20 protein-coding genes and 3 tRNA genes are annotated in these 26,081 nt (G+C 35.1%); 13 read left to right on the forward strand and 10 right to left on the reverse strand.

What is annotated here, in order from left to right; all coding sequences use genetic code 11:
* The first annotated feature begins 110 nt into the window (after window positions 1–110).
* The gene (gene yaaA, locus N8L33_RS03150; protein WP_261058390.1) at window positions 111–479 is read left to right on the forward strand and encodes a S4 domain-containing protein YaaA; all 369 of its coding nucleotides are present in this window, start codon (window positions 111–113) and stop codon (window positions 477–479) included.
* A gap of 2 nt (window positions 480–481) precedes the next feature.
* The gene (gene recF / locus N8L33_RS03155) at window positions 482–1,579 is read left to right on the forward strand and encodes a DNA replication/repair protein RecF (protein WP_261058391.1); all 1,098 of its coding nucleotides are present in this window, start codon (window positions 482–484) and stop codon (window positions 1,577–1,579) included.
* A 51-nt stretch (window positions 1,580–1,630) separates the two neighbouring features.
* On the opposite strand, the gene guaB is transcribed toward recF, so the two are convergent.
* Both guaB and trpS read right to left on the reverse strand, forming a co-directional pair.
* Window positions 1,631–3,109, reverse strand: a complete 1,479-nt coding sequence (guaB, locus tag N8L33_RS03160) for an IMP dehydrogenase (RefSeq protein WP_000073418.1) — start codon at window positions 3,107–3,109, stop codon at window positions 1,631–1,633.
* 151 nt (window positions 3,110–3,260) lie between these two features.
* The gene (trpS, locus tag N8L33_RS03165; protein WP_000165457.1) at window positions 3,261–4,286 is read right to left on the reverse strand and encodes a tryptophan--tRNA ligase; all 1,026 of its coding nucleotides are present in this window, start codon (window positions 4,284–4,286) and stop codon (window positions 3,261–3,263) included.
* 205 nt (window positions 4,287–4,491) lie between these two features.
* Here trpS and N8L33_RS03170 point away from each other — a divergent pair, with 205 nt between their 5' ends.
* Together N8L33_RS03170 and N8L33_RS03175 are read left to right on the forward strand one after the other, a co-directional pair.
* Window positions 4,492–6,114, forward strand: a complete 1,623-nt coding sequence (locus N8L33_RS03170) for an ATP-binding cassette domain-containing protein (protein WP_261058392.1) — start codon at window positions 4,492–4,494, stop codon at window positions 6,112–6,114.
* A gap of 61 nt (window positions 6,115–6,175) precedes the next feature.
* Window positions 6,176–8,719: a YfhO family protein gene (locus N8L33_RS03175; protein WP_261058394.1), complete on the forward strand. Its 2,544-nt coding sequence runs from the start codon at window positions 6,176–6,178 to the stop codon at window positions 8,717–8,719.
* Window positions 8,720–8,745: 26 nt separating this feature from the next.
* Here N8L33_RS03175 and N8L33_RS03180 read toward each other — a convergent pair whose 3' ends face one another.
* Window positions 8,746–11,514 carry a YhgE/Pip family protein gene (locus N8L33_RS03180; protein ID WP_261058396.1) on the reverse strand — a complete coding sequence of 923 codons (2,769 nt, stop codon included), beginning with the start codon at window positions 11,512–11,514 and terminating at the stop codon, window positions 8,746–8,748.
* Between the two features lie 127 nt (window positions 11,515–11,641).
* Between N8L33_RS03180 and N8L33_RS03185 the strand changes: the two genes are divergently transcribed.
* Window positions 11,642–12,184: a TetR/AcrR family transcriptional regulator gene (locus N8L33_RS03185; RefSeq protein WP_219967470.1), complete on the forward strand. Its 543-nt coding sequence runs from the start codon at window positions 11,642–11,644 to the stop codon at window positions 12,182–12,184.
* Window positions 12,185–12,224: 40 nt separating this feature from the next.
* Here N8L33_RS03185 and N8L33_RS03190 read toward each other — a convergent pair.
* From N8L33_RS03190 to rlmH, 7 genes are all read right to left on the reverse strand, one after another.
* Window positions 12,225–12,298: transfer RNA gene (locus tag N8L33_RS03190), tRNA-Asn, on the reverse strand.
* 5 nt (window positions 12,299–12,303) lie between these two features.
* A tRNA-Glu gene (locus tag N8L33_RS03195) sits at window positions 12,304–12,375 on the reverse strand.
* 51 nt (window positions 12,376–12,426) lie between these two features.
* Window positions 12,427–13,179 carry a competence system response regulator transcription factor ComE gene (comE, locus tag N8L33_RS03200; protein WP_000866069.1) on the reverse strand — a complete coding sequence of 251 codons (753 nt, stop codon included), beginning with the start codon at window positions 13,177–13,179 and terminating at the stop codon, window positions 12,427–12,429.
* Complete coding sequence (gene comD / locus N8L33_RS03205) at window positions 13,176–14,501, reverse strand: competence system sensor histidine kinase ComD (RefSeq protein WP_261058397.1); 1,326 nt, start codon at window positions 14,499–14,501, stop codon at window positions 13,176–13,178. Before comD ends, comE begins: the two co-directional genes overlap by 4 nt.
* Before the next feature lie 12 nt (window positions 14,502–14,513).
* Window positions 14,514–14,636 (reverse strand): competence-stimulating peptide ComC, encoded by a 123-nt coding sequence (gene comC, locus N8L33_RS03210; RefSeq protein WP_261058398.1) that lies wholly within the window; start codon window positions 14,634–14,636, stop codon window positions 14,514–14,516.
* 164 nt (window positions 14,637–14,800) lie between these two features.
* A tRNA-Arg gene (locus N8L33_RS03215) sits at window positions 14,801–14,874 on the reverse strand.
* A gap of 43 nt (window positions 14,875–14,917) precedes the next feature.
* Window positions 14,918–15,397: a 23S rRNA (pseudouridine(1915)-N(3))-methyltransferase RlmH gene (gene rlmH, locus N8L33_RS03220; protein WP_153193935.1), complete on the reverse strand. Its 480-nt coding sequence runs from the start codon at window positions 15,395–15,397 to the stop codon at window positions 14,918–14,920.
* 182 nt (window positions 15,398–15,579) lie between these two features.
* Between rlmH and htrA the strand changes: the two genes are divergently transcribed.
* From htrA to mfd, 8 genes are all read left to right on the forward strand, one after another.
* Window positions 15,580–16,761: a serine protease HtrA gene (gene htrA / locus N8L33_RS03225; RefSeq protein ID WP_261058399.1), complete on the forward strand. Its 1,182-nt coding sequence runs from the start codon at window positions 15,580–15,582 to the stop codon at window positions 16,759–16,761.
* Window positions 16,762–16,818: 57 nt separating this feature from the next.
* Window positions 16,819–17,577: a ParB/RepB/Spo0J family partition protein gene (locus N8L33_RS03230; protein WP_261030040.1), complete on the forward strand. Its 759-nt coding sequence runs from the start codon at window positions 16,819–16,821 to the stop codon at window positions 17,575–17,577.
* 212 nt (window positions 17,578–17,789) lie between these two features.
* The gene (gene dnaA, locus N8L33_RS03235; protein ID WP_261058402.1) at window positions 17,790–19,151 is read left to right on the forward strand and encodes a chromosomal replication initiator protein DnaA; all 1,362 of its coding nucleotides are present in this window, start codon (window positions 17,790–17,792) and stop codon (window positions 19,149–19,151) included.
* A 158-nt stretch (window positions 19,152–19,309) separates the two neighbouring features.
* Window positions 19,310–20,446 carry a DNA polymerase III subunit beta gene (dnaN, locus tag N8L33_RS03240; protein ID WP_261058404.1) on the forward strand — a complete coding sequence of 379 codons (1,137 nt, stop codon included), beginning with the start codon at window positions 19,310–19,312 and terminating at the stop codon, window positions 20,444–20,446.
* Window positions 20,447–20,510: 64 nt separating this feature from the next.
* The gene (locus tag N8L33_RS03245) at window positions 20,511–20,705 is read left to right on the forward strand and encodes a DUF951 domain-containing protein (RefSeq protein WP_000285186.1); all 195 of its coding nucleotides are present in this window, start codon (window positions 20,511–20,513) and stop codon (window positions 20,703–20,705) included.
* 84 nt (window positions 20,706–20,789) lie between these two features.
* Complete coding sequence (gene ychF, locus N8L33_RS03250; RefSeq protein ID WP_004269823.1) at window positions 20,790–21,905, forward strand: redox-regulated ATPase YchF; 1,116 nt, start codon at window positions 20,790–20,792, stop codon at window positions 21,903–21,905.
* A 71-nt stretch (window positions 21,906–21,976) separates the two neighbouring features.
* Complete coding sequence (gene pth, locus N8L33_RS03255) at window positions 21,977–22,546, forward strand: aminoacyl-tRNA hydrolase (RefSeq protein WP_261058408.1); 570 nt, start codon at window positions 21,977–21,979, stop codon at window positions 22,544–22,546.
* On the forward strand, window positions 22,547–26,062 hold the full coding sequence (mfd, locus tag N8L33_RS03260) for a transcription-repair coupling factor (protein ID WP_261058409.1): 3,516 nt from the start codon (window positions 22,547–22,549) through the stop codon (window positions 26,060–26,062).
* Window positions 26,063–26,081 lie beyond the last annotated feature (19 nt).

Genomic DNA, 26,081 nt, shown 5'->3' on the forward strand with positions numbered 1-26,081 from the left:
ATTTTCTTGTTCTCTGTAACACTTTTGAAATAAAAATCGCTTACATTTCTCCCTATTTCTCTCACTATTTTTAGGAAAATATGGTATAATACCAAAGATTGAGGTGAATTATGGAATACAAATTATTTGAAGAATTTATTACCCTCCAAGCACTACTCAAAGAACTTGGAATTACACATAGCGGAGGAGCTATCAAATCATTTCTCTCTGAACATTCTGTTTACTTTAATGGGGAATTAGAGAGTCGTCGCGGTAAAAAACTTCGTATTGGCGATAAAATTGACATCCCTGACATGAATATTGACATCTTGTTGACACGACCTACTTCTGAGGAGCAAGATGAATACCAAGCTGATAAAGTTGAAAAAGAACGAATCACTAAACTCGTCAAAGAGATGAATAAGGGAGTAAAAAAAGACAACTCTAAACCTACTTCATCACCAAAAAGCAAACAAGCTCCACGATTCCCTGGTAGATAATCATGTGGCTACAAAACCTATCTCTCAAGACTTTTCGTAATTACAAAGAGACGAAAATAGACTTTAATCCTAAATTAAATGTCTTTTTAGGACGTAATGCACAAGGTAAAACAAATATGTTAGAGGCTATCTATTTTTTAGCCTTAACACGTAGTCATCGAACTCGAACAGATAAAAATCTCATTCATTTTGATGAGGAACAACTTCATCTTTCAGGTCTCGTTCAGAAAAAAACGGGATCCATTTCTCTCGAAATTGAACTAACACAAAAAGGCCGTGTAACAAAAGTTAATCACTTAAAACAGGCACGACTTTCAGATTATGTCGGACACATGAATGTTGTCTTATTTGCTCCTGAAGATTTACAACTAATTAAAGGAGCACCTTCGGTTCGACGAAAATTCATTGATATGGAACTTGGACAAATCAAGCCAATCTATTTATCTGACTTAACCAATTATAACCACATCCTAAAGCAAAGAAACACTTACCTAAAATCAGCTCAAAAAATAGATGAAACCTTCCTTTCAGTGTTGGATGATCAGCTAGTTGATTATGGATGTCGTGTAATGAATCACCGCTTAGATTTCATAAAAAAACTAGAATATTTTGGCCGTAAGAAACATTTTGAACTCTCTAATCAGATTGAAGAGTTGTCAATATCCTATCAATCTTCTGTCAAGCCAACTGACAAAGAAGGCTTATCCGAATCTTTCAAAATTGCTTTAGAAAAAAGTAGATCCAGAGATTTATATAAAAAGAATACTGGTGTCGGTCCTCATAGAGATGACATTTCTTTTTATATAAATGGGATGGATGCTAGTTTCGGAAGTCAAGGCCAACATCGTAGTCTCGTCCTTTCTATAAAATTAGCAGAAATCGAATTAATGGAAAGTATTACTACAGAATCTCCGATATTATTGCTTGACGATGTCATGAGTGAACTTGACAACACTAGACAGTTAAAATTATTAGAAACGATTTCTCATTCAATCCAAACCTTTATCACAACAACAAGCTTAGATCATCTTCAAAATCTGCCAAAAAATCTAAGTATCTTCACTATTCAGGATGGTAAAGTTTCTGTAAATGAAAATTGACAACATTGTAAAAGAACTCCTGTTTTTACTGGAGTTCTTTTCATTGTTTTTTTACATAGAATAATTTGGTGCCTCATTAGTAATTTGTACATCATGAGGATGGCTCTCTTTCAAACCAGCACCAGACATTTCAATAAATTGAGCATTATCGTGTAGTTCTTTAAGGTTAGCTGCACCACAGTAACCCATACCAGAACGAATACCTCCAATCATTTGGAAGACAATATCAGCTGCAGCACCTTTATAAGCAACACGACCTTCAATTCCTTCTGGAACGAGTTTGTTTGCTTCATTGACAGAACCTTGGAAGTAACGATCGCTTGAACCTTTCTTCATAGCAGCAATTGATCCCATACCACGGTAAGTCTTAAACTTACGTCCTTGGAAGATTTCAGTTTCGCCTGGAGCTTCATCAGTTCCAGCAAACATTGATCCAAGCATAACTGCATTTCCACCTGCAGCAAGGGCTTTTACAATATCTCCAGAATACTTGATTCCACCGTCAGCAATGATCGTTTTACCATATTCACGCGCAACAGCTGCAGCATCATAGATAGCTGTTACTTGCGGAACACCGACACCAGCAATCACACGAGTTGTACAGATTGAACCTGGCCCAATACCAACCTTGACAACGTCTACACCTGCTTCATAAAGGGCACGTGCACCTTCAGCAGTAGCAATATTTCCAGCAATCAAAGTACGATCTGGGAAATGAGCACGAATCTCAGCAATTTTACGCAAGACACCTGCAGAATGACCATGTGCAGTATCAATAACAATCGCATCCGCTCCTGCCTCAAAAAGAGCCTCTGCACGTTCAAATGTATCTGAAGTAACACCTACTGCACCTGCAACTAGAAGACGACCAAACTCATCTTTAGCAGCATTTGGAAACTCAATAACTTTTTCAATATCTTTGATAGTAATCAAACCAGAAAGACGACCTTCTTCATCTACCAACGGAAGCTTTTCAATACGGTGTTCTTGAAGAATACTCTCAGCTGTTGCAAGATCTGTACCCACAGGAGCAGTAACAAGATTTTCACTAGTCATATGGTTTGAGATTGGTTGGTTATAGTCTGAAATAAAACGAAGATCTCGGTTTGTCAAAATACCAACCAATTTACGATTTTCAAGTGTTTCAACAACTGGAACACCACTGATGCGGTAACGACCCATAAGCTCATCTGCTTCAGCAATTGTATGTTCAGGTGTCAAAAAGAACGGATCAATAATAACTCCATTTTCAGAACGTTTTACCTTACGAACCTCGTCTGCTTGTTGAGCAATTGACATGTTTTTATGGATAACTCCGAGACCGCCTGCACGAGCAATAGCAATGGCCATTTGACTCTCTGTAACTGTGTCCATGGCAGCGGTAATAATTGGGATATTTAAAGTCAGATTATCTGCCAATTTAGTTGTTAAATCTGCATCGTTAGGCAACACATGACTTTCAGCTGGAATAAGCAATACATCATCAAAGGTAAAACCTTTTTTCAAAAATTTAGTGTCCCAATTAGACATTCGAAGTTTCCTCTTTTCTTTCTTTTTGAGCTTGACTCTTTTTATATTGTATCTATCATACCATTCTATAAAAATTTGTCAAATGTTACAGGGGTAAATAAAAAACTATCTTTTCTTCGATATAGAAATGATAGTTTCTTGTAAAATAAACTTAGTTAAAGTAATGAAGTCCCATTGCTCCTTTAACCTCAGATAGGGTTTGACCTGCAACTTCACGCGCTCTTTCACTACCTTTTTGAAGCATATTATAAACTTCTCCCATATCCTTAGCAAATTCAATACGGCGCTCACGAATAGGACCAAGTTCACGTTCTAATATTTCAAGTAGATAACGCTTGGTCTTCACATCACCAAGACCACCTCGTTGATAATGTTCTTTCATGTCAGCAATTTCTTGAGCATCTTCTGGACGACCAAAAACATCTAGATAATGGAAAACCATATTTCCTTCAATTTTACCTGGATCCTCAACGCGGATATGATCTGGATCTGTATACATACTCATTACTTTTTTACGCAAAGTATCCGCATCATCAGCTAAATAAATACCGTTATTGAGTGATTTAGACATTTTAGCATTTCCATCTAAACCAGGTAAACGCCCTGCTCTCTCATTTTCTGGATAAATACCTTCCGGCTCTACCAAGACATCACAGTTATATGCATTGTTAAAAGAACGAACAATTTCACGAGTTTGCTCAATCATTGGTTTCTGATCTGTCCCAACAGGAACATAATTAGCCTTAAAAGCAGTGATGTCAGCTGCTTGAGCTATTGGATAGACCAAGAATCCTGTCGGAATGCTTTCTCCAAATCCTTTCTGAGCAATTTCTGTCTTGACAGTTGGATTACGCTCCAGACGTGCTAATGAAACCAGATTCATATAATACATAGACAACTCAGCCAACTCTGGAATCTGGCTTTGAATAAAAATAGTTGACTTACTTGGATCCAATCCAACTGCAAGATAATCCAAAGCCACATTTCCGATAGACTCTACAATGGTTTGAGGATCTTTGGCATGATCTGTCAAGGCTTGTTGGTCAGCCAAGAACACAAACATATCATACTTATCCTCTTCCTGTAATAATACTCGATTTTTGAGACTTCCAACATAATGTCCAATATGCAATTTTCCTGTTGGACGGTCTCCTGTTAAAATAATGGGTTTAGTCATTTTATTCTCCTTCGATATGGTCCCTTCAATTATAGCATTTTTTTAATGAAATAACCGTAATTTATCAAAATAAATCAGCCTTGCTGTTTACGGATTTGTGTAAAGTATGCTGTAAATGTAATTTACATAAAATTGACAGATAAAAATTTGAATATTTCCGTATTTTCTAGTAGAATAAATATATTACACATATAGGAGAAAAATATTGCTTACAGTATCTGATGTTTCACTACGTTTTAGTGATCGCAAACTTTTTGATGATGTCAATATCAAATTTACAGAAGGAAATACTTATGGATTAATCGGTGCTAATGGTGCCGGAAAATCAACCTTTTTAAAAATTTTAGCTGGAGATATCGAACCTACTACTGGTCACATCTCTCTTGGTCCAGATGAACGTCTCTCTGTTCTTCGTCAAAATCACTTTGACTATGAAGATGAACGTGCTATTGATGTTGTTATCATGGGAAATGAAAAACTTTATAGCATCATGAAAGAGAAAGATGCCATCTACATGAAGGAAGATTTCTCAGATGAGGACGGAGTCCGTGCTGCCGAACTTGAAGGAGAGTTTGCCGAGCTTGGAGGTTGGGAAGCAGAGAGTGAAGCCTCTCAACTACTTCAAAACCTAAATATCCCAGAAGAGTTGCACTACCAAAATATGAGTGAATTGGCCAACGGTGAGAAAGTAAAGGTTCTCCTCGCCAAAGCACTTTTTGGTAAACCAGATGTTCTTCTTTTGGACGAGCCGACCAATGGTTTGGATATCCAATCAATTACATGGCTAGAAGACTTCTTGATTGATTTTGATAACACCGTTATCGTAGTATCCCACGACCGTCACTTCTTAAACAAAGTATGTACTCACATGGCCGACCTTGACTTTGGAAAAATCAAACTATATGTCGGAAACTACGACTTCTGGAAGGAATCTTCTGAGCTTGCTGCTAAATTGCTAGCAGACCGTAATGCAAAAGCAGAGGAAAAAATTAAGCAATTGCAAGAATTCGTAGCTCGTTTCTCTGCCAATGCTTCCAAATCAAGACAAGCAACATCACGTAAGAAAATGCTTGATAAGATTGAGCTAGAAGAGATTGTGCCATCTAGTCGTAAATATCCATTTATCAACTTTAAAGCGGAGCGTGAAATTGGTAATGATCTCTTGACAGTAGAAAATCTAACTGTAAAGATTGATGGTGAAACTATCTTGGATAATATCAGTTTCATCTTGCGTCCAGGTGATAAGACAGCACTTATTGGACAAAATGACATCCAAACGACTGCATTAATTCGTGCAATCATGGGTGATATTGACTATGAAGGAACTATCAAGTGGGGAGTTACTACTAGTCAATCTTACCTGCCAAAAGATAACTCAGCTGATTTTGCAGGCGGAGAATCTATTCTTGACTGGTTACGCCAATTCGCAAGTAAAGAAGAAGATGACAATACTTTCCTACGTGGCTTCCTCGGCCGTATGCTCTTCTCTGGAGATGAGGTTAACAAACCTGTAAATGTCTTGTCAGGGGGAGAAAAAGTTCGTGTCATGCTTTCAAAACTCATGCTCTTAAAATCAAATGTCCTTGTACTTGATGATCCAACAAATCACTTGGATTTGGAATCTATCTCAAGCTTGAATGATGGATTGAAAAACTTTAAAGAATCAATCATCTTTGCCAGCCATGACCACGAGTTTATTCAAACTTTGGCTAATCATATCATTGTCTTGTCTAAAAATGGCGTCATCGACCGTATCGATGAAACCTACGATGAATTCCTAGAAAATGCAGAAGTACAAGCAAAAGTTAAAGAACTTTGGAAAGACTAAATAAAACTTCAAAACTCAGTTGGGTTAACCAGCTGAGTTTTCTAACATTTTATGAGGTAACATGAAATTATTTTTTAAAACATATTGGACCTATTTTGTTTCTTTTATCATTCCCATAATCATTATGATAGGAGTATATCTATCTCAAGGTATCTACTGGAATAGCGACAACTCTCCTCTATTAGGAGATGGCTTTCATCAATACGTTATTTTTGATGTAGCTTTACAGAATATCCTACATGGAAATGGTAGTCTGTTTTACACCTTTACAAGTGGTCTAGGACTAAACTTCTATGCCCTATCTAGTTATTACTTGGGTAGTTTTCTCGCGCCTCTGGTTTACTTTTTTGATCTAACGAATATGCCCGATGCTGTCTATCTGACAACTCTCTTAAAATTTGGATTGATTGGTCTGTCAACCTTCTTTAGTTTAAATAAATTATTTAAAAATATCCCTCAGACTTTAAAACTAGCCTTATCTACTTCCTATGCTCTGATGAGTTTCTCTGTCAGTCAACTAGAGATAAAAACTTGGCTAGATGTTTTTATCCTGATTCCTTTAATTATAACTGGTTTACATCTACTAATAACTGAAAAGAAATTCTTATTATACTTTACAAGTCTGTCAATTTTGTTTATTCAAAATTATTATTTTGGATATATGACAGCATTGTTTCTTATTTTCTGGTATCTCTGTCAAATTTCGTGGGACTTTAAAACCCGAAAATCATCTGTACTTGATTTTATTGTTACCTCCTTTTTAGCTGGTATGGCTAGTTTGATTATGACTCTTCCTACTCTGTTTGATTTACAGACACATGGGGAAAAATTGACTGAAGTTACAAAGTTTCAAACTGAAAGTAGCTGGTATCTTGATCTCTTTGCTAAGCAATTCATCGGTTCCTTTGACACAACAAAGTATGGAGCTATTCCAATGATTTTTGTTGGACTGCTTCCCTTTATTTTAACTATTTTATTTTTTACACTGACATCCATTAAGTTTCACGTGAAACTTATCTATATAATCTTCTTTACATTTCTAATTGCAAGCTTTTACATAGAAGCGCTTGATTTATTTTGGCAAGGCATGCATACTCCAAACATGTTTTTACATCGCTACGCTTGGATTTTCTCTACCTTGTTAATTTACACAGCAGCGGAAGTCTTAAATCGTCTGAGAGAAATTAAAATCTGGAACTTTTTAGTTTCGCTTTTTCTTGTAGTAACAGGATTTTTAGCTACCATCTATCTAAAATCACATTATTCTTTTTTAACAGATTTGAATATCCTACTGACTCTTGAATTTTTAGTTGTCTATTCTCTTTTACTCCTTGCGGTTATCAAAAAGTTTATCTCTGTGAATCTGTTTGCCATTCTAATTTCTTTATTTATAATGGTTGAAGTGAGTTTAAATGCTTCATCTCAAATAGACGGAATTGCTAAGGAATGGGGATTTGCTTCTCGAAGTGCATATAGTCGAGATATCCCAGCTATGGAATCTTTCTCAACATATATTGGAAATTCATTTACTCGTACTGAAAAACTAGAAACTCAAACAGGAAATGACAGTATGAAATTTAACTACAATGGAATATCTCAATTTTCATCTGTTCGAAATCGTTCAGCAAGCTCTACTTTAGATAAACTTGGTTTTAAATCCTCTGGGACTAATCTCAATCTCCGCTATGCAAATAATAGTATTTTGGCTGATAGTTTATTTGGTATCCAGTATAATATCTCAGACATTCCTATTGATAAGTATGGTTTTAAAGATATCTATCAAAAAGATAATCTTGCCCTATATGAAAATCAATACTCTCTTCCGATTGCCTTTGCTAGTCAATCTGTTTACAATGATGTCAAGTTCACTGAACACACTCTAGATAATCAGGCCTCGTTTTTAAATCAACTTGCTAACACCAATTTTGATTATTTTTCTCCAATACCCTATGAAAAAACAGAGAATACTGATGATTTGATTAGTGTCACAAGTTCTTCAAATGAGGATGCAGCAATCCAGTATCAAATTGAAGTGCCAGAAAACAGCCAAGTTTCTCTTTCTTTCACAAACCTTCACTTTTCTAATGACAAACAAAAGAAGGTTGACATCCTTGTAAATGGAGAAAAGAAAACTTTTACAACTGATAATGTCTTCTCCTTCTTTAATCTAGGATATACTAAAGAGAAAAAGACTTTCAATATTAATGTTAGTTTCCCTGGAAATTCACAGGTATCATTTGAATCTCCTACCTTCTATCGTTTAGATACCAAAACTTTCACCGAGGCAATTCAAAAAATTAAAGAACAACCTGTCACAGTATCAACTTCTAAAAATAAGGTCTTTGCTACATATGATGTCAAACAAGATACATCCATTTTCTTCACCATTCCTTATGACAAAGGCTGGTCTGCCTACCAAGATGGGAAGAAAATAGAAATTAAACAAGCTCAAACTGGTTTTATAAAAGTTGACGTTCCTAAGGGAAAAGGAACTATTACACTTTCCTTTATTCCTAATGGGTTTGTTGTTGGAGCAATCTGTTCCTTTACTTCTCTTTTACTATTTGGAATCTATAATCACAAACGAAAGTCATCTAAGACATAAAAAAATCGACCAGTTGGTCGATTTTTTTAATCTTCTCCCATTTTCTTAGGTCGATAGGCTAGCATACCTAAACCAGTAAACAGGGCTAATATCACAGCAAGGAAAATGACTTGATGATGAATATTTCCTGTCATAGAGATTGTTTGTCGTAATCCCGAAACTGAATAACTCATTGGTAACCAAGGATTAATAGCTCTAAAGAAATTATTTGTCAAAGCAAGTGGATAGGTACCTGCACTTGATGCTAACTGTAATAAAAGCAAAATAAGAGAGAAGAAAGCTCCTATACGGCTATTCCATGTTGTTAATGCAGTTACCATAGACATAAATGTTAAGCTTGCGATAATAATTAAGAATAAGGTTCTCATTTCATGATTAGCAGTTAAACCAATAAGATGAACTCCTCCATATACCAAAATTCCTGCTAAAACAGCTATAATACCATTTATTTCAGCTCGAGATTTCAACCAAGCCCAACGGCTCTCCGGATGACGTCCTGAAGGCAACTTCGCAAAGATCATATTCGTTGATATTGCTGCAACAAAAAGAGCAACTGATATCATATAAGGAGCCATAGCAATCCCATTTACAGGAACTTGATCATTGTCTGTTTTTGAAAGATTGAGTGGATTTGACAAAATCTCTGCATTTTTAGATTCTGTTGATGCTGATTTGAGTTGATCACTAGCATTACCTAGTCCTTGTCCTAAAGAAGCAACTCCTACCTGTAAATCTTCCAATCCAGAAGTTAACTTTGTTCCACCTTCTGCAAGTTTCCCAGATCCATCTGCCAATTTATTAGCTCCATTCTCTAATTGAGAAGCACCTGAAAGTAACTGACTGGATTTGTCTGCTAATTGACCAGATCCTGATTGTAATTTATCAACTCCTGCCATTAATTCTTGACTCTTTTGATTCAATTGGTTAGAGCCAGTTGATAATTTTTCAATACCAGATACTAATTCTGGAGTTTTTTTAGCTAATTTTTCAATACCAGATACTAATTCTGGAGTTTTTTTAGCTAATTGACCAATTCCTGCTGTCAAGCTAGAAGATTTTTGTGTCAAGGTGTTTGAGCCTGAAACTAGTTGATCCAAACTACCTGTCAAGGTGGAATTTTTTTCACTTAGTTGACTTGCACCCTGAGAAACTTTATCAACACCTGTAGTATATGCGTTTACACCTGATGCAATTGACTGACTGGCAGGAACTAATTTACTAGTAACAGCTCCTTGTATCTCTGTTAATCCACTTGACAATCCTGTCAAAGAAGTAGAAGCACGCGGTAATACTTGATTAGCTTGATTTTTTAACGTCGAAAGATTTGAAGATTGATTTTGTAAGTTTTCTAAACTTCCCTGTAAACCTTCTACTAAAGCTATAATTGACCGAGCCGATTGAATACTATCAGTCGAATTTTGAGATACAGAAGCACTTATCTCAGCTTGTTGCTCACTTGTCAAGGATTGATAAGCTGCTGTTGATTGAATATTGGCTAATGTAGTTGCTTTTTCAGACTGAGCACTTACTAGCATTTGATTAGAAAGAGATACTATACTTGATAAAACAGAATCTAACTGTTTTGTATCTCCAACATCAATATTTTGAATAACTTGATTTAACTGATTCAGACCAGAAGATAATTGATTAATTTGATCTTTTTGCCCAGACGAAGCATCTAACTTACTAGAAAGTTGTTGAATCCCTTCACTTAATTGCTCCACACCCATTCGAAGGGTAGCTGATTGATTAGATAACTGACTCGCACCTGTTGCAAGATTTCCCACTCCATTTGTATAGGCACTAACACCAGATGAAAATTGAGTAAGACCTGCATTAAGCTGAGAAACACCGCCAGTATAGGATTCTACACCAGTATATAATTGATTGATTCCTCTTACTAATTCAGGACTTTTAGAAGATAATTGATTGATTCCTCTTACTAATTCAGGACTTTTAGAAGATAATTGATTGATTCCTCTTACTAATTCAGGACTTTTAGAAGATAATTGACCTAATCCCCTATCTAATTGACTCACTGCACCAGTATATGTAACTAAACCACTATTAAAATTTCCTAAGCCAAGATGAAGTTGTTCGACACCAGAAACATAATCAGATAATCCTTTAGTAAACTGCTCCGTTCCATTTGAAAATGTTAAACTTGAAGCTGCTAAAGAGTGTAGGTTGGTAGTTAATGTTTGACTTCCTGCCACTAACTGATTCGCTCCATCAGTTAATTTTTCACTACCAGAAGCTGCTTGACTCATACCATCCTTTAATTCGACCATCTTATCAAATAAAGCTTTAGTATAGGTCTCAGTTACATTTGTAGACACATTCTGCTTTAATTGTGTCATCGCAGAATCGCTCATCTTGCTAGCAATAAAACTATGACCACTTGAAGTCTGATAATCGATTTGCATTTGCTCTGGATGATTCGTTAAAATAGAAGCTGCTTTTTCAGATAAATCACTTGGTAAAGTCACTACCATATAGTAATCGCCATCTTCCAATCCCTTCTTTCCTTCCTCTTCATCTACAAAATGAAAATCCAAGCTTTTATTTTCTTTTAAATTGGAGACCATGTCTTTTCCTATAGCCATGGTATTAGCGTTATAGGAAGCTTCTTTATCATTATTGACAACTGCCACAGGTAAGTCAGATAATTGCCCATATGGATCCCACATTGATGACAAAAATATGATATTGTACAGAGCTGGAATAAGAGAAATCCCTATCATGACAATAATAAAGGTTGGTTTTTTAAAAATTGCTTTCCATTCTTTAAACATATCTTCTCCTTTTTTAAACATATTGTCTAAAATTTTGATATAATAGATTATACATTAAAAAATCTAAATTACAAGATAAAAAATCCATTTTTAGACAGATAGTCTAATTTGTTTATAAGGAGGAAATATGCAAGAAAGTAACAAACGCTTAAAAACAAAGCGAACTATTGAAAATGCTATGGTACAATTACTCATGGAACAACCATTTGATCAAATTTCTACTGTCAAGTTAGCAGAAAAAGCCGGAATTAGTCGTTCCAGCTTCTATACTCACTATAAGGATAAGTATGATATGATTGAGCACTATCAAAGCAAGCTATTTCATACATTTGAATATATTTTTCAAAAACATGCTCATCACAAAAGAGATGCTATTTTAGAAGTGTTTGAATATCTAGAGTCAGAACCACTTCTGGCTGCCCTTCTTTCTGAAAATGGGACGAAAGAAATCCAAAATTTCTTACGAAATAAACTTCATATCATGCTCAGTACAGATTTACAAAAGCAATTTATGCAACTAAATCTCAATACCACTGAATTAGAATATAGTAGCGTCTATCTAACTCACGCACTTTTTGGTGTCTGCCAAACTTGGATTGCACATGGAAAAAAAGAAAGTCCTCAAGAAATAACAGACTTCCTTATGAAAATGCTTGGTGATACAAATTGATACAAAAAGAGGAACACAGTTGTGTTCCCTTTTATCTATACTCCGCCAGTAGGACTCGAACCTACGACATCATGATTAACAGTCATGCGCTACTACCAACTGAGCTATGGCGGATAAAATAGTCCGTACGGGATTCGAACCCGTGTTACCGCCGTGAAAAGGCGGTGTCTTAACCCCTTGACCAACGGACCTTCTATCTGTAGCAGATATAACCATTATATCAATTTCTTACTAATTGTCAATCACTTTTGAGATTTTTTCTCTAAAATATCTTTTAACTTTCTAATTTTTAACCTTGAAATAGGACAGCGATGGTCTTCATAGAAAACAACTTCTAGATTCTTTCGGTCAATTTCTCTGATATTGCCTATATTTACCAAAAATGACTTATGAGGAGAATAAAATCTCTGAGTATGTTTGTCCTTTTCCTGAATATCTGTCATGGTACCGTAAAACTCTTTTGCAAAATTCTTACCAATAATGCGTAATTTATGAGAGACACCTGTCGTTTCAATATACAAAATATCATGGTAAGGAATTTTTAAATCATTTCCCTTGTAATTGTAGTCAAAATAATCTACAACATCTTCATTTTCAAGTAACATACTCTTCGTGTAGAATATATTTTGCTCAATTCTCTTCTTAAACATCTCATCATTGATATCCTTATCAACAAAATCTAAGGCTGATACCTGGTATTTATAAGTGAGAGTCGCAAACTCTGATCGACTGGTAATAAAGACGATAATGGCATAAGGATTGTAATGACGAATGAGTTGAGCCACTTCAAATCCCTTTTTCTCAATTCCATGAATATCAATATCTAGGAAATAAAGCTGATTCACTTCATCATTTTCAATGTATTCTTCAAATTCACGGACTTTTCCCGTTGTCTTGTATGATATTGGAATATTCGATTCTTTCGAAATTTCATCCAATATTCTCTCTAGTCTCACTTGATGTTCAATAACATCCTCTAAAATTAAAACTTTCATTCAAATTCCCTCTTAAATCTAATAATTTGTCTAAATATACTGCCTTCCATCTCTGTTTCTAAAATAATATTGTTGTACTTATCTAGTAGTTCTTTCACATTATTTAGGCCTACTCCGCGATTCCTTCCCTTAGTGGAGAATCCTAAGGCAAATAGATCTCCTGAAGGAGTCATCGTCATTTTACATGAATTCTGAATCACAATAACTGTTTCAGTTTCCATCTTAATAACTGCTACTTCCATCTGTTTTTTATAGCTATCAGCCGATCCCTCGACAGCATTGTTCAATAAAACGCTCATGATACGAACCAAATCCAATAGTTCAATTGGGAGCTTAGTAATCGTATCTTTTACTTCCAGTGTAAACTCTACACCATTATTTCGAGCATAGACAATGGACTGAGCAACCAAACTTCGTAAAGCTGAATCTTCTATGTTGTTCAAATCAAAGTAAGTGTACTTATCTGAACGCAGTTTATGATTGGCTTTGACCAAAACTTCATTGTAAATTCTGTCAATTTCCTGTAAATCACCACTGTCAATTGCCATCTGCATACTGACAAGCATCCCAGCATAATCATGTCGAAAACCACGAATTTCATTATATAGACCGACAATTTCATCTGTATAATTCTGTAAATGTTTCTGTTCAAATTTCTTCTGCTTCAAAGCAATCTCTTTCTCCATTTGTTCTTTATGCGAATTCATTGCAAAAAAGGTCAAAAGTAGAGAAATAAAGACAATAGATGATAAAATACTTCCAAAACTATTCAAATGTTTAATCGTACTTACCATATCTGAAACGAAAGATACTATATGTAGCAGTAGTAAGGCAAAAAATACTTTTTTCAAAAAAGGATAGAGGTAGTCTTTGTCAAAATAGGCTAGTTCCAAATGGAAATAACGAATGATTTTTAAGATAACAACATAAGTCAATACCGTTACAACGAAAAAGAATGGATCATGATATTGTAAAACAAAATTGTCTCCTGTTAGAGAGGAGAAAGTTACAGACAGAAAGTTATGAGTGCTCTCATATAAAAGAGATAGTAGTAAACTTAGGAATAGTCCTCTATCCCTCTCATACTGTTTAATCCATCGAAAATAGAAATATAATCCCAAAGGAAATAAAAATCTTGCAATCCCTAACCCATCTAAATATAGGAGGTAAAAAGGAAGTTCAAGTACTGCTTCTACTAGTAATGTATAGATACCAAAAAAATATAGTTCCTTTGCTTTTATTTGACCTTTACAAATTAAACGGTAACTATGACTAATAATAAAAAAATATAATATAAAATCTACTACTAAGAAAAAATTCATTCTGACACTTCCTTATCTTCTTTTAAAGAAATTAAATAAACTATTACTTGTTTTTCTTATTTCCCCACCTTTAATCTTTTGCAAGTCTTTTTCCTTCAAGGCTACAAACTGTTCCAATTTAACTGTGTTTTTCATAATAAAATCTCCTCAATATTTTTTTCTTGTAAGATAACTTACAAAAACCATTATACAAAACAGAATTTCATTTTAGATAAAATTCTCTCAACTGTCATTTTTTTCTCCCCAATTGTACTTTTTTAAGAAAAAAGCCGGGAAAATTCCCAGCTTTGCTATTATATTGATCCCAGCAGGATTCGAACCTGCGACCGTTCGCTTAGAAGGCGAATGCTCTATCCAGCTGAGCTATGAGACCTAACACAATTATTCTACCAAAAATTCAATTAAAAGTCAATTTTCTATTTATGATAGGGGGAGCCTTGCTGAATCGTAAAAGCGCGATAAATTTGTTCAGCAAGAACTAGTCTCATTAACTGATGGGGCAAGGTTAAGCGACCAAAACTGACAGAAAGATTAGCTCTCTTTTTTACAGCTGATGATAATCCTAAACTCCCTCCAATAATAAAGGTAAGAGTAGAAAATCCTTTTATAGGAGCTTCTTCTAACTGCTTACTAAATTCTTCTGAGGAGAAAGTTCTCCCTTCGATAGCCAACACAATAACGAAATCACGGTCACCAACTTTTGATAAAATTCTCTGACCTTCTATTTCTAAAATCTTTTGATTTTCTGACTCACTGGCCTTATCTGGTGTTTTTTCATCTGCTAGCTCAATCATTTCAAGCTTAGCAAATCGAGAAATTCGTTTTGAATACTCTGCAATACCATCTTTTAAATACTTTTCTTTCAGTTTCCCAACTGTTACAACTTTAATTTTCATGACTCTATTCTAGCATATTCTTTATTTTTTCACATCTTATTCACAAAATAAAAGGTTAATTTTAACTGAGAAAACCACAGATTTTAGAAAGTTATCCACAATCTGTGAAAAACTTTTGTATTTAAGTTATAATTAAGCTAGTCAGTTTATACTTTCAGTAATTTAAAAATATGGAGGCAAATATGAAACATTTAAAAACATTTTACAAAAAAGGGTTTCAATTATTAGTCGTTATCGTCATTAGCTTTATTAGTGGAGCCTTGGGTAGTTTTTCAATAACTCAACTAACTCAAAAAAGTAGTGTAAGCAACTCTAACAACAATAGTACTATTACACAAACTGCCTATAAGAACGAAAATTCAACAACACAGGCTGTTAACAAAGTAAAAGATGCTGTTGTATCTGTTATTACTTATTCAGCAAACAGACAAAATAGCGTATTTGGTAATGATGATACTGACACAGATTCTCAGCAAATCTCTAGTGAAGGATCTGGGGTTATTTATAAAAAGAATAATAAAGAAGCTTACATCGTAACCAATAATCACGTTATAAATGGCGCCAGCAAAGTAGATATTCGTTTGTCAGATGGAACTAAAGTACCTGGAGAAATTGTCGGAGCTGATACTTTCTCTGATATTGCTGTCGTCAAAATATCTTCAGAAAAAGTGACAACAGTAGCTGAGTTTGGTGATTCTAGCAAGTTAACCGTAGGAGAAACTGCCATTGCCATCGGTAGCCCATTAGGTTCTGAATATGCAAATACTGTCACTCAAGGTATCGTATCTAGTCTCAATCGAAATGTATCCTTAAAATCTGAAGATGGACAAGCCATTTCTACAAAAGCCATCCAAACTGATACTGCTATCAACCCAGGTAACTCTGGTGGCCCACTAATCAATATTCAAGGACAGGTTATCGGAATTACCTCAAGTAAAATTGCCACAAATGGAGGAACCTCTGTAGAAGGCCTTGGTTTCGCAATCCCTGCAAATGATGCTATCAATATTATTGAACAGTTGGAAAAGAACGGAAAAGTGACGCGTCCAGCTTTGGGCATCCAAATGGTCAATCTCTCAAATATTAATACAAGTGATATTAGAAGACTGAATATTCCAAGCAGTGTAACATCTGGTGTAGTTGTTCGTTCTGTACAAAGCAATATGCCTGCAAATGGTCACCTTGAAAAATACGATGTTATTACAAAAGTAGATGACAAGGAGATTGCTTCATCAACAGACTTACAAAGTGCTCTTTACAATCATTCTATCGGAGACACTATTAAAATAACCTACTATCGTAACGGTAAAGAAGAAACTACATCTATTAAACTTGACAAGAGTTCAGGCGATTTAGAATCTTAATTGACATCTATGTAAAGAAAGCTTTACATAAGAGAAAAGATGTGTTAGTGTAGAATCATGGAAAAATTTGAAATGATTTCTATCACGGATATACAAAAAAATCCCTATCAACCTCGAAAAGAATTTGATGGAGAAAAACTACATGAACTAGCACAGTCTATCAAAGAAAATGGGGTCATTCAACCGATTATTGTTCGTCAATCTCCTGTTATTGGTTATGAAATCCTTGCAGGAGAGAGACGCTATCGAGCTTCACTTTTAGCTGGTCTAACATCTATCCCAGCTGTTATTAAACAGCTTTCAGACCAAGAGATGATGGTCCAGTCCATCATTGAAAATTTGCAAAGAGAAAATTTAAATCCAATAGAAGAAGCACGCGCCTATGAATCTCTTGTAGAGAAAGGATTTACCCATGCTGAAATTGCAGATAAAATGGGCAAGTCTCGTCCATATATCAGCAACTCCATTCGTTTGCTTTCCTTGCCAGATGCTATCCTCTCAGAAGTAGAAAATGGCAAACTATCACAAGCTCATGCGCGTTCTCTAGTTGGGTTGAATAAGGAACAACAAGACTATTTCTTTCAACGAATTATAGAAGAAGACATTTCTGTAAGGAAGTTAGAAGCTCTTCTGACAGAGAAAAAACAAAAGAAACTGCAAAAAAATGATCATTTCATACAAAATGAAGAAGAACAGTTAAAAAAACTACTCGGATTAGATGTAGAGATTAAACTGTCTAAAAAAGATAGTGGAAAAATCATTATTTCTTTTTCAAATCAAGAAGAATACAGTAGAATTATCAACAGCCTGAAATAAGGCTGTTCTTTTATTTTTTTATCTCACAAGGTTATCCACTATTTTTTTCAATAAAAAGCTTAATAAATCAATAGTTTCTGCTTTTATCCCCAATCTGTGGATAAAACTTGGTAACATTGTGGATTATTTTTCACAGCTTGTGGAAAATTCTTGTTCTCTATGGTAAAATAGGTCTAGTATTAAACTTTTAAATAGTAAAGGAGGAGAAAGGATTGAAAGAAAAACAATTTTGGAATCGTATATTAGAATTTGCTCAAGAAAGATTGACTCGATCCATGTATGATTTCTATGCTATTCAAGCTGAACTCATCAAGGTAGAGGAAAATGTTGCCACTATATTTTTACCACGATCTGAAATGGAAATGGTCTGGGAAAAACAACTAAAAGATATTATTGTAGTTGCCGGATTTGAAATTTATGATGCTGAGATAACTCCCCTCTATATTTTCACCAAACCTCAAGATACGACTATCTCACAAGTTGAAGAAGCTACAAATTCAACTCTTTATGACTATAGTCCAAAGTTAGCATCTATTCCTTATTCGGATACTGGGTTAAAAGAAAAGTATACCTTTGATAATTTTATCCAAGGGGATGGAAACGTTTGGGCAGTATCAGCCGCTTTGGCTGTCTCTGAAGATTTGGCTCTGACCTATAACCCTCTTTTTATCTATGGAGGACCTGGGCTTGGTAAGACTCATCTGTTAAACGCTATTGGAAATGAAATTCTAAAAAATATTCCAAATGCGCGTGTCAAATACATACCCGCTGAAAGCTTTATTAATGACTTTCTGGATCACCTAAGACTTGGGGAAATGGAAAAGTTCAAAAAGACCTACCGTAGTCTTGATCTTTTGTTAATTGATGATATTCAGTCACTCAGCGGAAAAAAAGTCGCAACTCAAGAAGAATTTTTCAATACCTTTAACGCCCTTCATGACAAGCAAAAACAGATTGTCCTAACCAGTGATCGTAGTCCAAAACATCTAGAAGGTCTCGAGGAGAGGCTTGTCACGCGCTTTAGTTGGGGATTGACACAAACTATCACACCCCCTGACTTTGAAACACGTATTGCCATTTTACAAAGTAAAACGGAACATTTAGGCTACAATTTCCAAAGTGATACTCTAGAATACCTAGCTGGGCAATTTGATTCAAATGTTCGAGATCTTGAGGGAGCCATCAACGACATCACTTTAATTGCCCGAGTAAAAAAAATCAAGGATATCACTATTGATATTGCTGCAGAAGCCATTAGAGCTCGCAAACAAGATGTTAGCCAAATGCTCGTCATCCCAATTGACAAAATCCAAAATGAAGTTGGTAACTTTTATGGTGTTAGCGTCAAAGAAATGAAGGGAAGCAGACGCCTTCAAAATATCGTTTTGGCCCGTCAAGTAGCCATGTATTTATCTAGAGAACTAACAGATAATAGTCTTCCAAAAATTGGGAAGGAATTTGGTGGAAAAGATCATACAACAGTCATTCATGCTCATGCAAAAATTAAATCTTTGATTGATGAAGACGATAATTTACGTTTAGAAATTGAATCCATCAAAAAGAAAATAAAATAACTTGTGGATAACTTTCGCTTTTTTATCTTTTTTATCCACATTTTTTAAACAAGCCAAAAAACTTGATATGACTTGTTTAAAGTCTGTTTTCCACAGATTTCACAGACTCTATTATTACTATTATCCTTCTAATACTAAAAATAAATAAAGGAGAATCCATGATTCATTTTTCAATTAATAAAAATTTATTTCTACAAGCATTAAATACTACTAAGAGAGCTATTAGTTCTAAAAATGCTATTCCTATTTTATCAACCGTAAAAATTGACGTAACTAATGAAGGTGTTACTTTAATTGGTTCAAATGGTCAAATTTCAATTGAAAATTTTATTTCTCAAAAAAATGAAGATGCTGGTTTGTTAATTACTTCTTTAGGTTCAATTCTTCTTGAAGCTTCTTTCTTTATCAATGTTGTATCTAGTCTACCTGATGTAACTCTTGATTTTAAAGAAATTGAACAAAATCAAATTGTTTTAACCAGCGGCAAATCAGAAATTACCTTAAAAGGAAAAGATAGTGAACAGTATCCACGAATCCAAGAAATTTCAGCAAGCACTCCTTTGGTTCTTGAAACAAAATTGCTCAAGAAAATTATCAATGAAACAGCTTTTGCTGCAAGTACACAAGAAAGTCGTCCAATTTTAACAGGTGTTCATTTTGTATTGAGTCAGCATAAGGAGCTAAAAACAGTGGCAACAGACTCTCATCGTCTAAGCCAGAAAAAATTAATGCTTGAGAAAAATAGTGATGATTTTGATGTCGTAATTCCTAGCCGTTCTCTACGCGAATTTTCAGCGGTATTTACAGATGATATTGAAACTGTAGAGATTTTCTTTGCTAACAATCAAATCCTCTTTAGAAGCGAAAATATTAGCTTCTACACACGTTTGTTAGAAGGAAACTATCCTGACACAGATCGTTTGATTCCAACAGACTTTAACACTACTATTACTTTTGATGTGGTAAACTTACGTCAGTCAATGGAGCGTGCTCGCCTTTTATCAAGTGCGACTCAAAATGGTACTGTGAAGCTTGAAATTAAAGGTGGTATTGTTAGCGCCCATGTTCATTCTCCAGAAGTTGGTAAAGTAAACGAAGAAATCGATACTGATCAGGTGACTGGTGAAGATTTGACTATTAGTTTCAACCCAACTTACTTGATTGATTCTCTTAAAGCTTTAAATAGCGAAAAGGTGACCATTAGCTTTATCTCAGCTGTTCGTCCATTTACTCTTGTGCCAGCAGACACTGATGAGGACTTCATGCAGCTCATTACACCAGTTCGTACAAATTAAGTGAAAGAGGTTGAGCCTAGCTCGCCTCTTTTATGATATAATCGAAAAAGAAAAGGAGAGTAGTATGTATCAAGTTGGAAATTTTGTTGAAATGAAAAAACCACATGCTTGCACCATCAAGTCAACAGGTAAAAAGGCCAATCGTTGGGAAATTACACGTGTAGGAGCAGATATCAAAATTAAATGTAGCAATTGTGACCATGTTGTCATGATGGGGCGCTATGATTTTGATCGAAAAATGAATAAAATTATTGACTGAGACCCCTTAGTTAGAGGGTTAGCAAGTTTTCCCTTTTTGTGTTATAATATTAGGGATTGAAATGAAAACGGAGAATGAGAAAATATGGCTTTAACAGCAGGTATCGTTGGTTTGCCAAACGTTGGTAAATCAACACTATTTAATGCAATTACAAAAGCAGGAGCAGAGGCAGCTAACTACCCATTTGCGACTATTGACCCAAACGTTGGAATGGTGGAAGTTCCAGATGAACGTCTACAAAAATTGACTGAAATGATTACTCCTAAAAAGACAGTTCCAACAACATTTGAATTTACAGATATTGCAGGGATTGTAAAAGGAGCTTCAAAAGGAGAAGGACTAGGGAATAAATTCTTGGCCAATATCCGTGAAGTAGATGCGATTGTTCATGTAGTTCGTGCTTTTGATGATGAAAATGTTATGCGTGAGCAAGGACGTGAAGATGCCTTTGTGGATCCACTTGCAGATATTGACACCATTAACCTAGAATTGATTCTTGCTGACTTAGAATCGGTTAATAAACGCTATGCGCGTGTAGAAAAGATGGCACGTACGCAAAAAGATAAAGAATCAGTAGCAGAGTTTAATGTTCTTCAAAAGATTAAACCAGTCCTTGAAGATGGAAAATCAGCTCGTACAATCGAATTTACAGACGAGGAACAAAAGGTTGTAAAAGGTCTCTTCCTTTTGACAACTAAACCAGTTCTTTATGTTGCTAATGTGGACGAGGATGTGGTTTCAGAACCTGACTCTATCGACTATGTCAAACAAATTCGTGAATTTGCAGCGACAGAAAATGCTGAAGTAGTCGTTATTTCTGCGCGTGCTGAGGAAGAAATTTCTGAGTTAGACGATGAAGACAAGCAAGAGTTTCTTGAAGCACTTGGGTTGACAGAATCAGGCGTTGACAAGTTGACTCGTGCAGCTTACCACTTGCTTGGACTGGGAACTTATTTCACAGCTGGTGAAAAAGAAGTTCGCGCTTGGACCTTCAAACGTGGTATGAAGGCTCCTCAAGCAGCTGGTATTATCCACTCAGACTTTGAAAAAGGATTTATTCGTGCAGTAACCATGTCATATGAGGATCTAGTAAAATACGGATCTGAAAAGGCTGTAAAAGAAGCTGGACGCTTGCGTGAAGAAGGAAAAGAATATATCGTCCAAGACGGCGATATTATGGAATTCCGCTTTAATGTCTAAAAATTTAATAAATAGTGTCAATTAGGTTGGAAAAAAATTCCAACCCTTTTGGCTTTTGAAAGGAAAAATAAATGACTAAATTACTTGTAGGCTTGGGAAATCCAGGGGAAAAATATTTTGAGACCAAACACAATGTTGGTTTTATGTTGATTGATCAACTAGCGAAGAAACAGAATGTCACTTTTACACACGATAAGATATTTCAAGCTGATCTATCATCCTTTTTCCTAAATGGAGAAAAAATTTATCTTGTCAAACCAACGACATTTATGAATGAAAGTGGAAAAGCGGTTTATGCTTTATTGACTTATTATGGTTTGGATATTGAAGATTTACTCATCATTTACGATGATCTTGACATGGAAGTTGGGAAAATTCGTTTAAGAACAAAAGGCTCAGCGGGTGGTCATAATGGTATCAAGTCTATTATTCAACATATAGGGACTCAGACCTTTAATCGTGTTAAGATTGGAATTGGGAGACCTAAAAATGGTATGTCAGTTGTTAACCATGTTTTGAGTAAGTTTGACAGGGATGATTATATCGGTATTTTACAGTCTATTGACAAGGTTGACGATTCTGTAAACTACTATTTACAAGAGAAAAACTTTGAAAAAACGATGCAGAGGTATAACGGATAAATGGTGACCTTATTAGATTTATTCTCAGAAAATGATCAGATAAAAAAATGGCATCAAAATTTAACAGATAAGAAAAGACAACTAATACTAGGTTTATCAACGTCTACTAAGGCTCTTGCAATTGCAAGCAGTTTAGAAAAAGAAGATAAGATTGTTTTATTGACATCAACTTATGGAGAAGCAGAAGGACTTGTTAGTGATCTTATCTCTATCTTGGGTGAGGAACTTGTCTATCCATTTTTGGTAGATGACTCCCCTATGGTCGAGTTTTTGATGTCTTCACAAGAAAAAATCATTTCACGGGTTGAAGCCTTGCGTTTTTTGACTGATTCATCTAGGAGAGGGATTTTAGTTTGTAATATTGCAGCAAGTCGATTGTTTTTACCTTCTCCGACTGGATTTAAAGAAAGCATTATAAAAATTGCAGTTGGTGAAGAATATGACCAACACGCACTTATCCATCAGTTAAAAGAGATAGGCTATCGAAAAGTTACACAAGTACAAACTCAGGGCGAATTTAGTCTGCGAGGAGATATTTTAGATATTTTTGAAATATCCCAGTTAGAACCTTGCCGAATTGAGTTTTTTGGTGATGAAGTCGATGGTATTAGGTTATTTGAAGTCGAAACACAATTATCGAAAGAAAATCAGACAGAACTCACCATATTTCCAGCTAGCGACGTAATTTTGAGAGAAAAGGATTATCAACGAGGTCGGTCAGCTTTAGAAAAACAAGTTTCAAAAAGGTTATCACCTATTTTAAAATCATACTTAGAAGAAATTCTTTCAAGTTTTCACCAAAAACAAATTCATTCTGATTCTCGGAAATTTTTATCTTTGTGTTATGACAAGACATGGACTATTTTTGATTATATCGAAAAAGACATACCAATATTCTTTGATGGTTATCAGAAATTGATGAATCAGTATGAAGTCTTTGAAAGAGAATTAGCGCAATACTTTACAGAAGAGTTACAGAATAGTAAAGCATTTTCTGAGATGAAGTATTTTGCTGATACAGAGCAAATCTATAAAAAACAGAGTCCGGTTACCTTTTTCTCTAATCTGCAAAAGGGGTTAGGAAATCTCAAGTTTGACCAAATTTATCAATTTAATCAATATCCTATGCAGGAGTTTTTCAATCAATTTTCTTTTCTAAAAGAAGAAATTGAGCGATATAAAAAAATGGATTACACCATTATTCTGCAGTCTAGCAATTCAATGGGAAGTAAAACATTGGAGGATGTGTTAGAGGAATACCAGATTAAATTGGATTCTAGAGATAAGTCAAGAATCTGTAAAGAATCTGTAAACTTAATCGAGGGCAATCTCAGACATGGTTTTCATTTTGTAGATGAAAAGATTTTATTGATAACTGAACATGAGATTTTTCAAAAGAAATTAAAGCGTCGTTTTCGAAGACAACATGTTTCAAATGCAGAGAGATTAAAAGATTACAATGAACTTGAAAAAGGGGACTATGTTGTCCATCATATCCATGGGATTGGTCAATATCTAGGAATTGAAACCATTGAAATTAAGGGGATTCACCGTGATTATGTCAGTGTCCAGTATCAAAACGGGGATCTAATCTCTATCCCAGTGGAACAGATTCATCTACTTTCCAAATACGTTTCAAGTGACGGTAAAGCACCTAAACTAAATAAATTAAATGATGGTCATTTCAAAAAAGCAAAGCAAAAAGTTAAGAACCAGGTAGAGGATATAGCTGACGATTTAATTAAACTTTATTCTGAACGCAGCCAGTTGAAGGGGTTTGTTTTCTCAGCTGATGATGAGGATCAACATGCTTTTGATGATGCTTTCCCTTATGTTGAAACGAATGATCAACTGCGTAGTATTGAGGAAATCAAGAGGGATATGCAGGATTCTCATCCCATGGATCGACTTTTAGTTGGAGATGTTGGTTTTGGAAAGACTGAAGTTGCTATGCGTGCAGCCTTTAAGGCAGTCAATGATCACAAACAGGTTGTCGTTTTAGTTCCGACGACGGTTTTAGCGCAACAGCACTATACGAATTTTAAGGAACGATTCCAAAATTTTGCAGTTAATATTGATGTATTGAGTCGTTTTAGAAGTAAAAAAGAGCAGACCGAAATACTTGAAAAATTGAAAAACGGTCAAGTTGATATTTTGATTGGAACACATCGTGTTTTGTCAAAAGATGTTGTGTTTGCTGATTTGGGCTTGATGATTATTGATGAGGAACAGCGATTTGGTGTCAAGCATAAGGAAACCTTGAAAGAACTGAAAAAACAAGTAGATGTCCTGACCTTGACAGCAACGCCAATTCCTCGTACCCTTCACATGTCTATGCTGGGAATCAGAGATTTGTCTGTTATTGAAACTCCGCCGACTAATCGCTATCCTGTTCAGACCTATGTTTTGGAAAAGAATGATAGTGTGATTCGTGATGCTGTCTTGCGTGAAATGGAGCGTGGAGGTCAAGTTTACTATCTTTACAATAAAGTTGACACGATTGACCAGAAGGTTTCAGAATTACAGGAGTTAATTCCAGAGGCTTCGATTGGTTATGTTCATGGTCGCATGAGTGAAATCCAGTTGGAAAATACTCTATTAGACTTTATTGAGGGACAATACGATATCTTGGTGACGACTACCATTATTGAGACAGGGGTGGACATTCCAAATGCCAATACTTTATTTATTGAAAATGCGGACCATATGGGCTTGTCAACCTTGTATCAGTTAAGAGGAAGAGTAGGTCGTAGTAATCGTATTGCTTATGCTTATCTCATGTATCGTCCAGAAAAATCAATCAGTGAAGTCTCCGAGAAGAGATTAGAAGCGATTAAAGGATTTACAGAATTGGGATCTGGATTTAAGATTGCTATGCGAGATCTTTCGATTCGTGGAGCAGGGAATCTCCTAGGAAAATCCCAGTCTGGTTTCATTGATTCTGTTGGTTTTGAATTGTATTCGCAGTTATTAGAGGAAGCTATTGCTAAACGAAACGGTAATGCTAACGCTAACACTAACACAAGAACCAAAGGGAATGCTGAGTTGATTTTGCAAATTGATGCCTATCTTCCTGATACTTATATTTCTGATCAACGACATAAGATTGAAATTTACAAGAAAATTCGTCAAATTGACGACCGTGTCAATTATGAAGAGTTACAAGAGGAGTTGATAGACCGTTTTGGAGAATACCCAGATGTAGTAGCCTATCTTTTAGAGATTGGTTTAGTCAAGTCATATTTGGACAAGGTCTTTGTTCAACGTGTGGAAAGAAAAGATAATAAAATTACAGTTCAATTTGAAAAAGTCACTCAACGACTGTTTTTAGCTCAAGATTATTTTAAAGCTTTATCCGCAACGAACTTAAAAGCAGGCATCGCTGAGAATAAGGGATTAATGGAGCTTGTATTTGATGTCCAAAATAAGAAAGATTATGAAATTTTAGAAGGTATGCTGATTTTTGGAGAAAATTTATTAGAGATAAAAGAGTCTAAGAAAGAAAATTCCATTTGATATTTTTCTTCTATAAAAT

Origin of the sequence: Streptococcus mitis, from assembly GCF_946188695.1 — a bacterium.
Taxonomy (GTDB): Bacteria; Bacillota; Bacilli; order Lactobacillales; family Streptococcaceae; genus Streptococcus; species Streptococcus mitis_DF.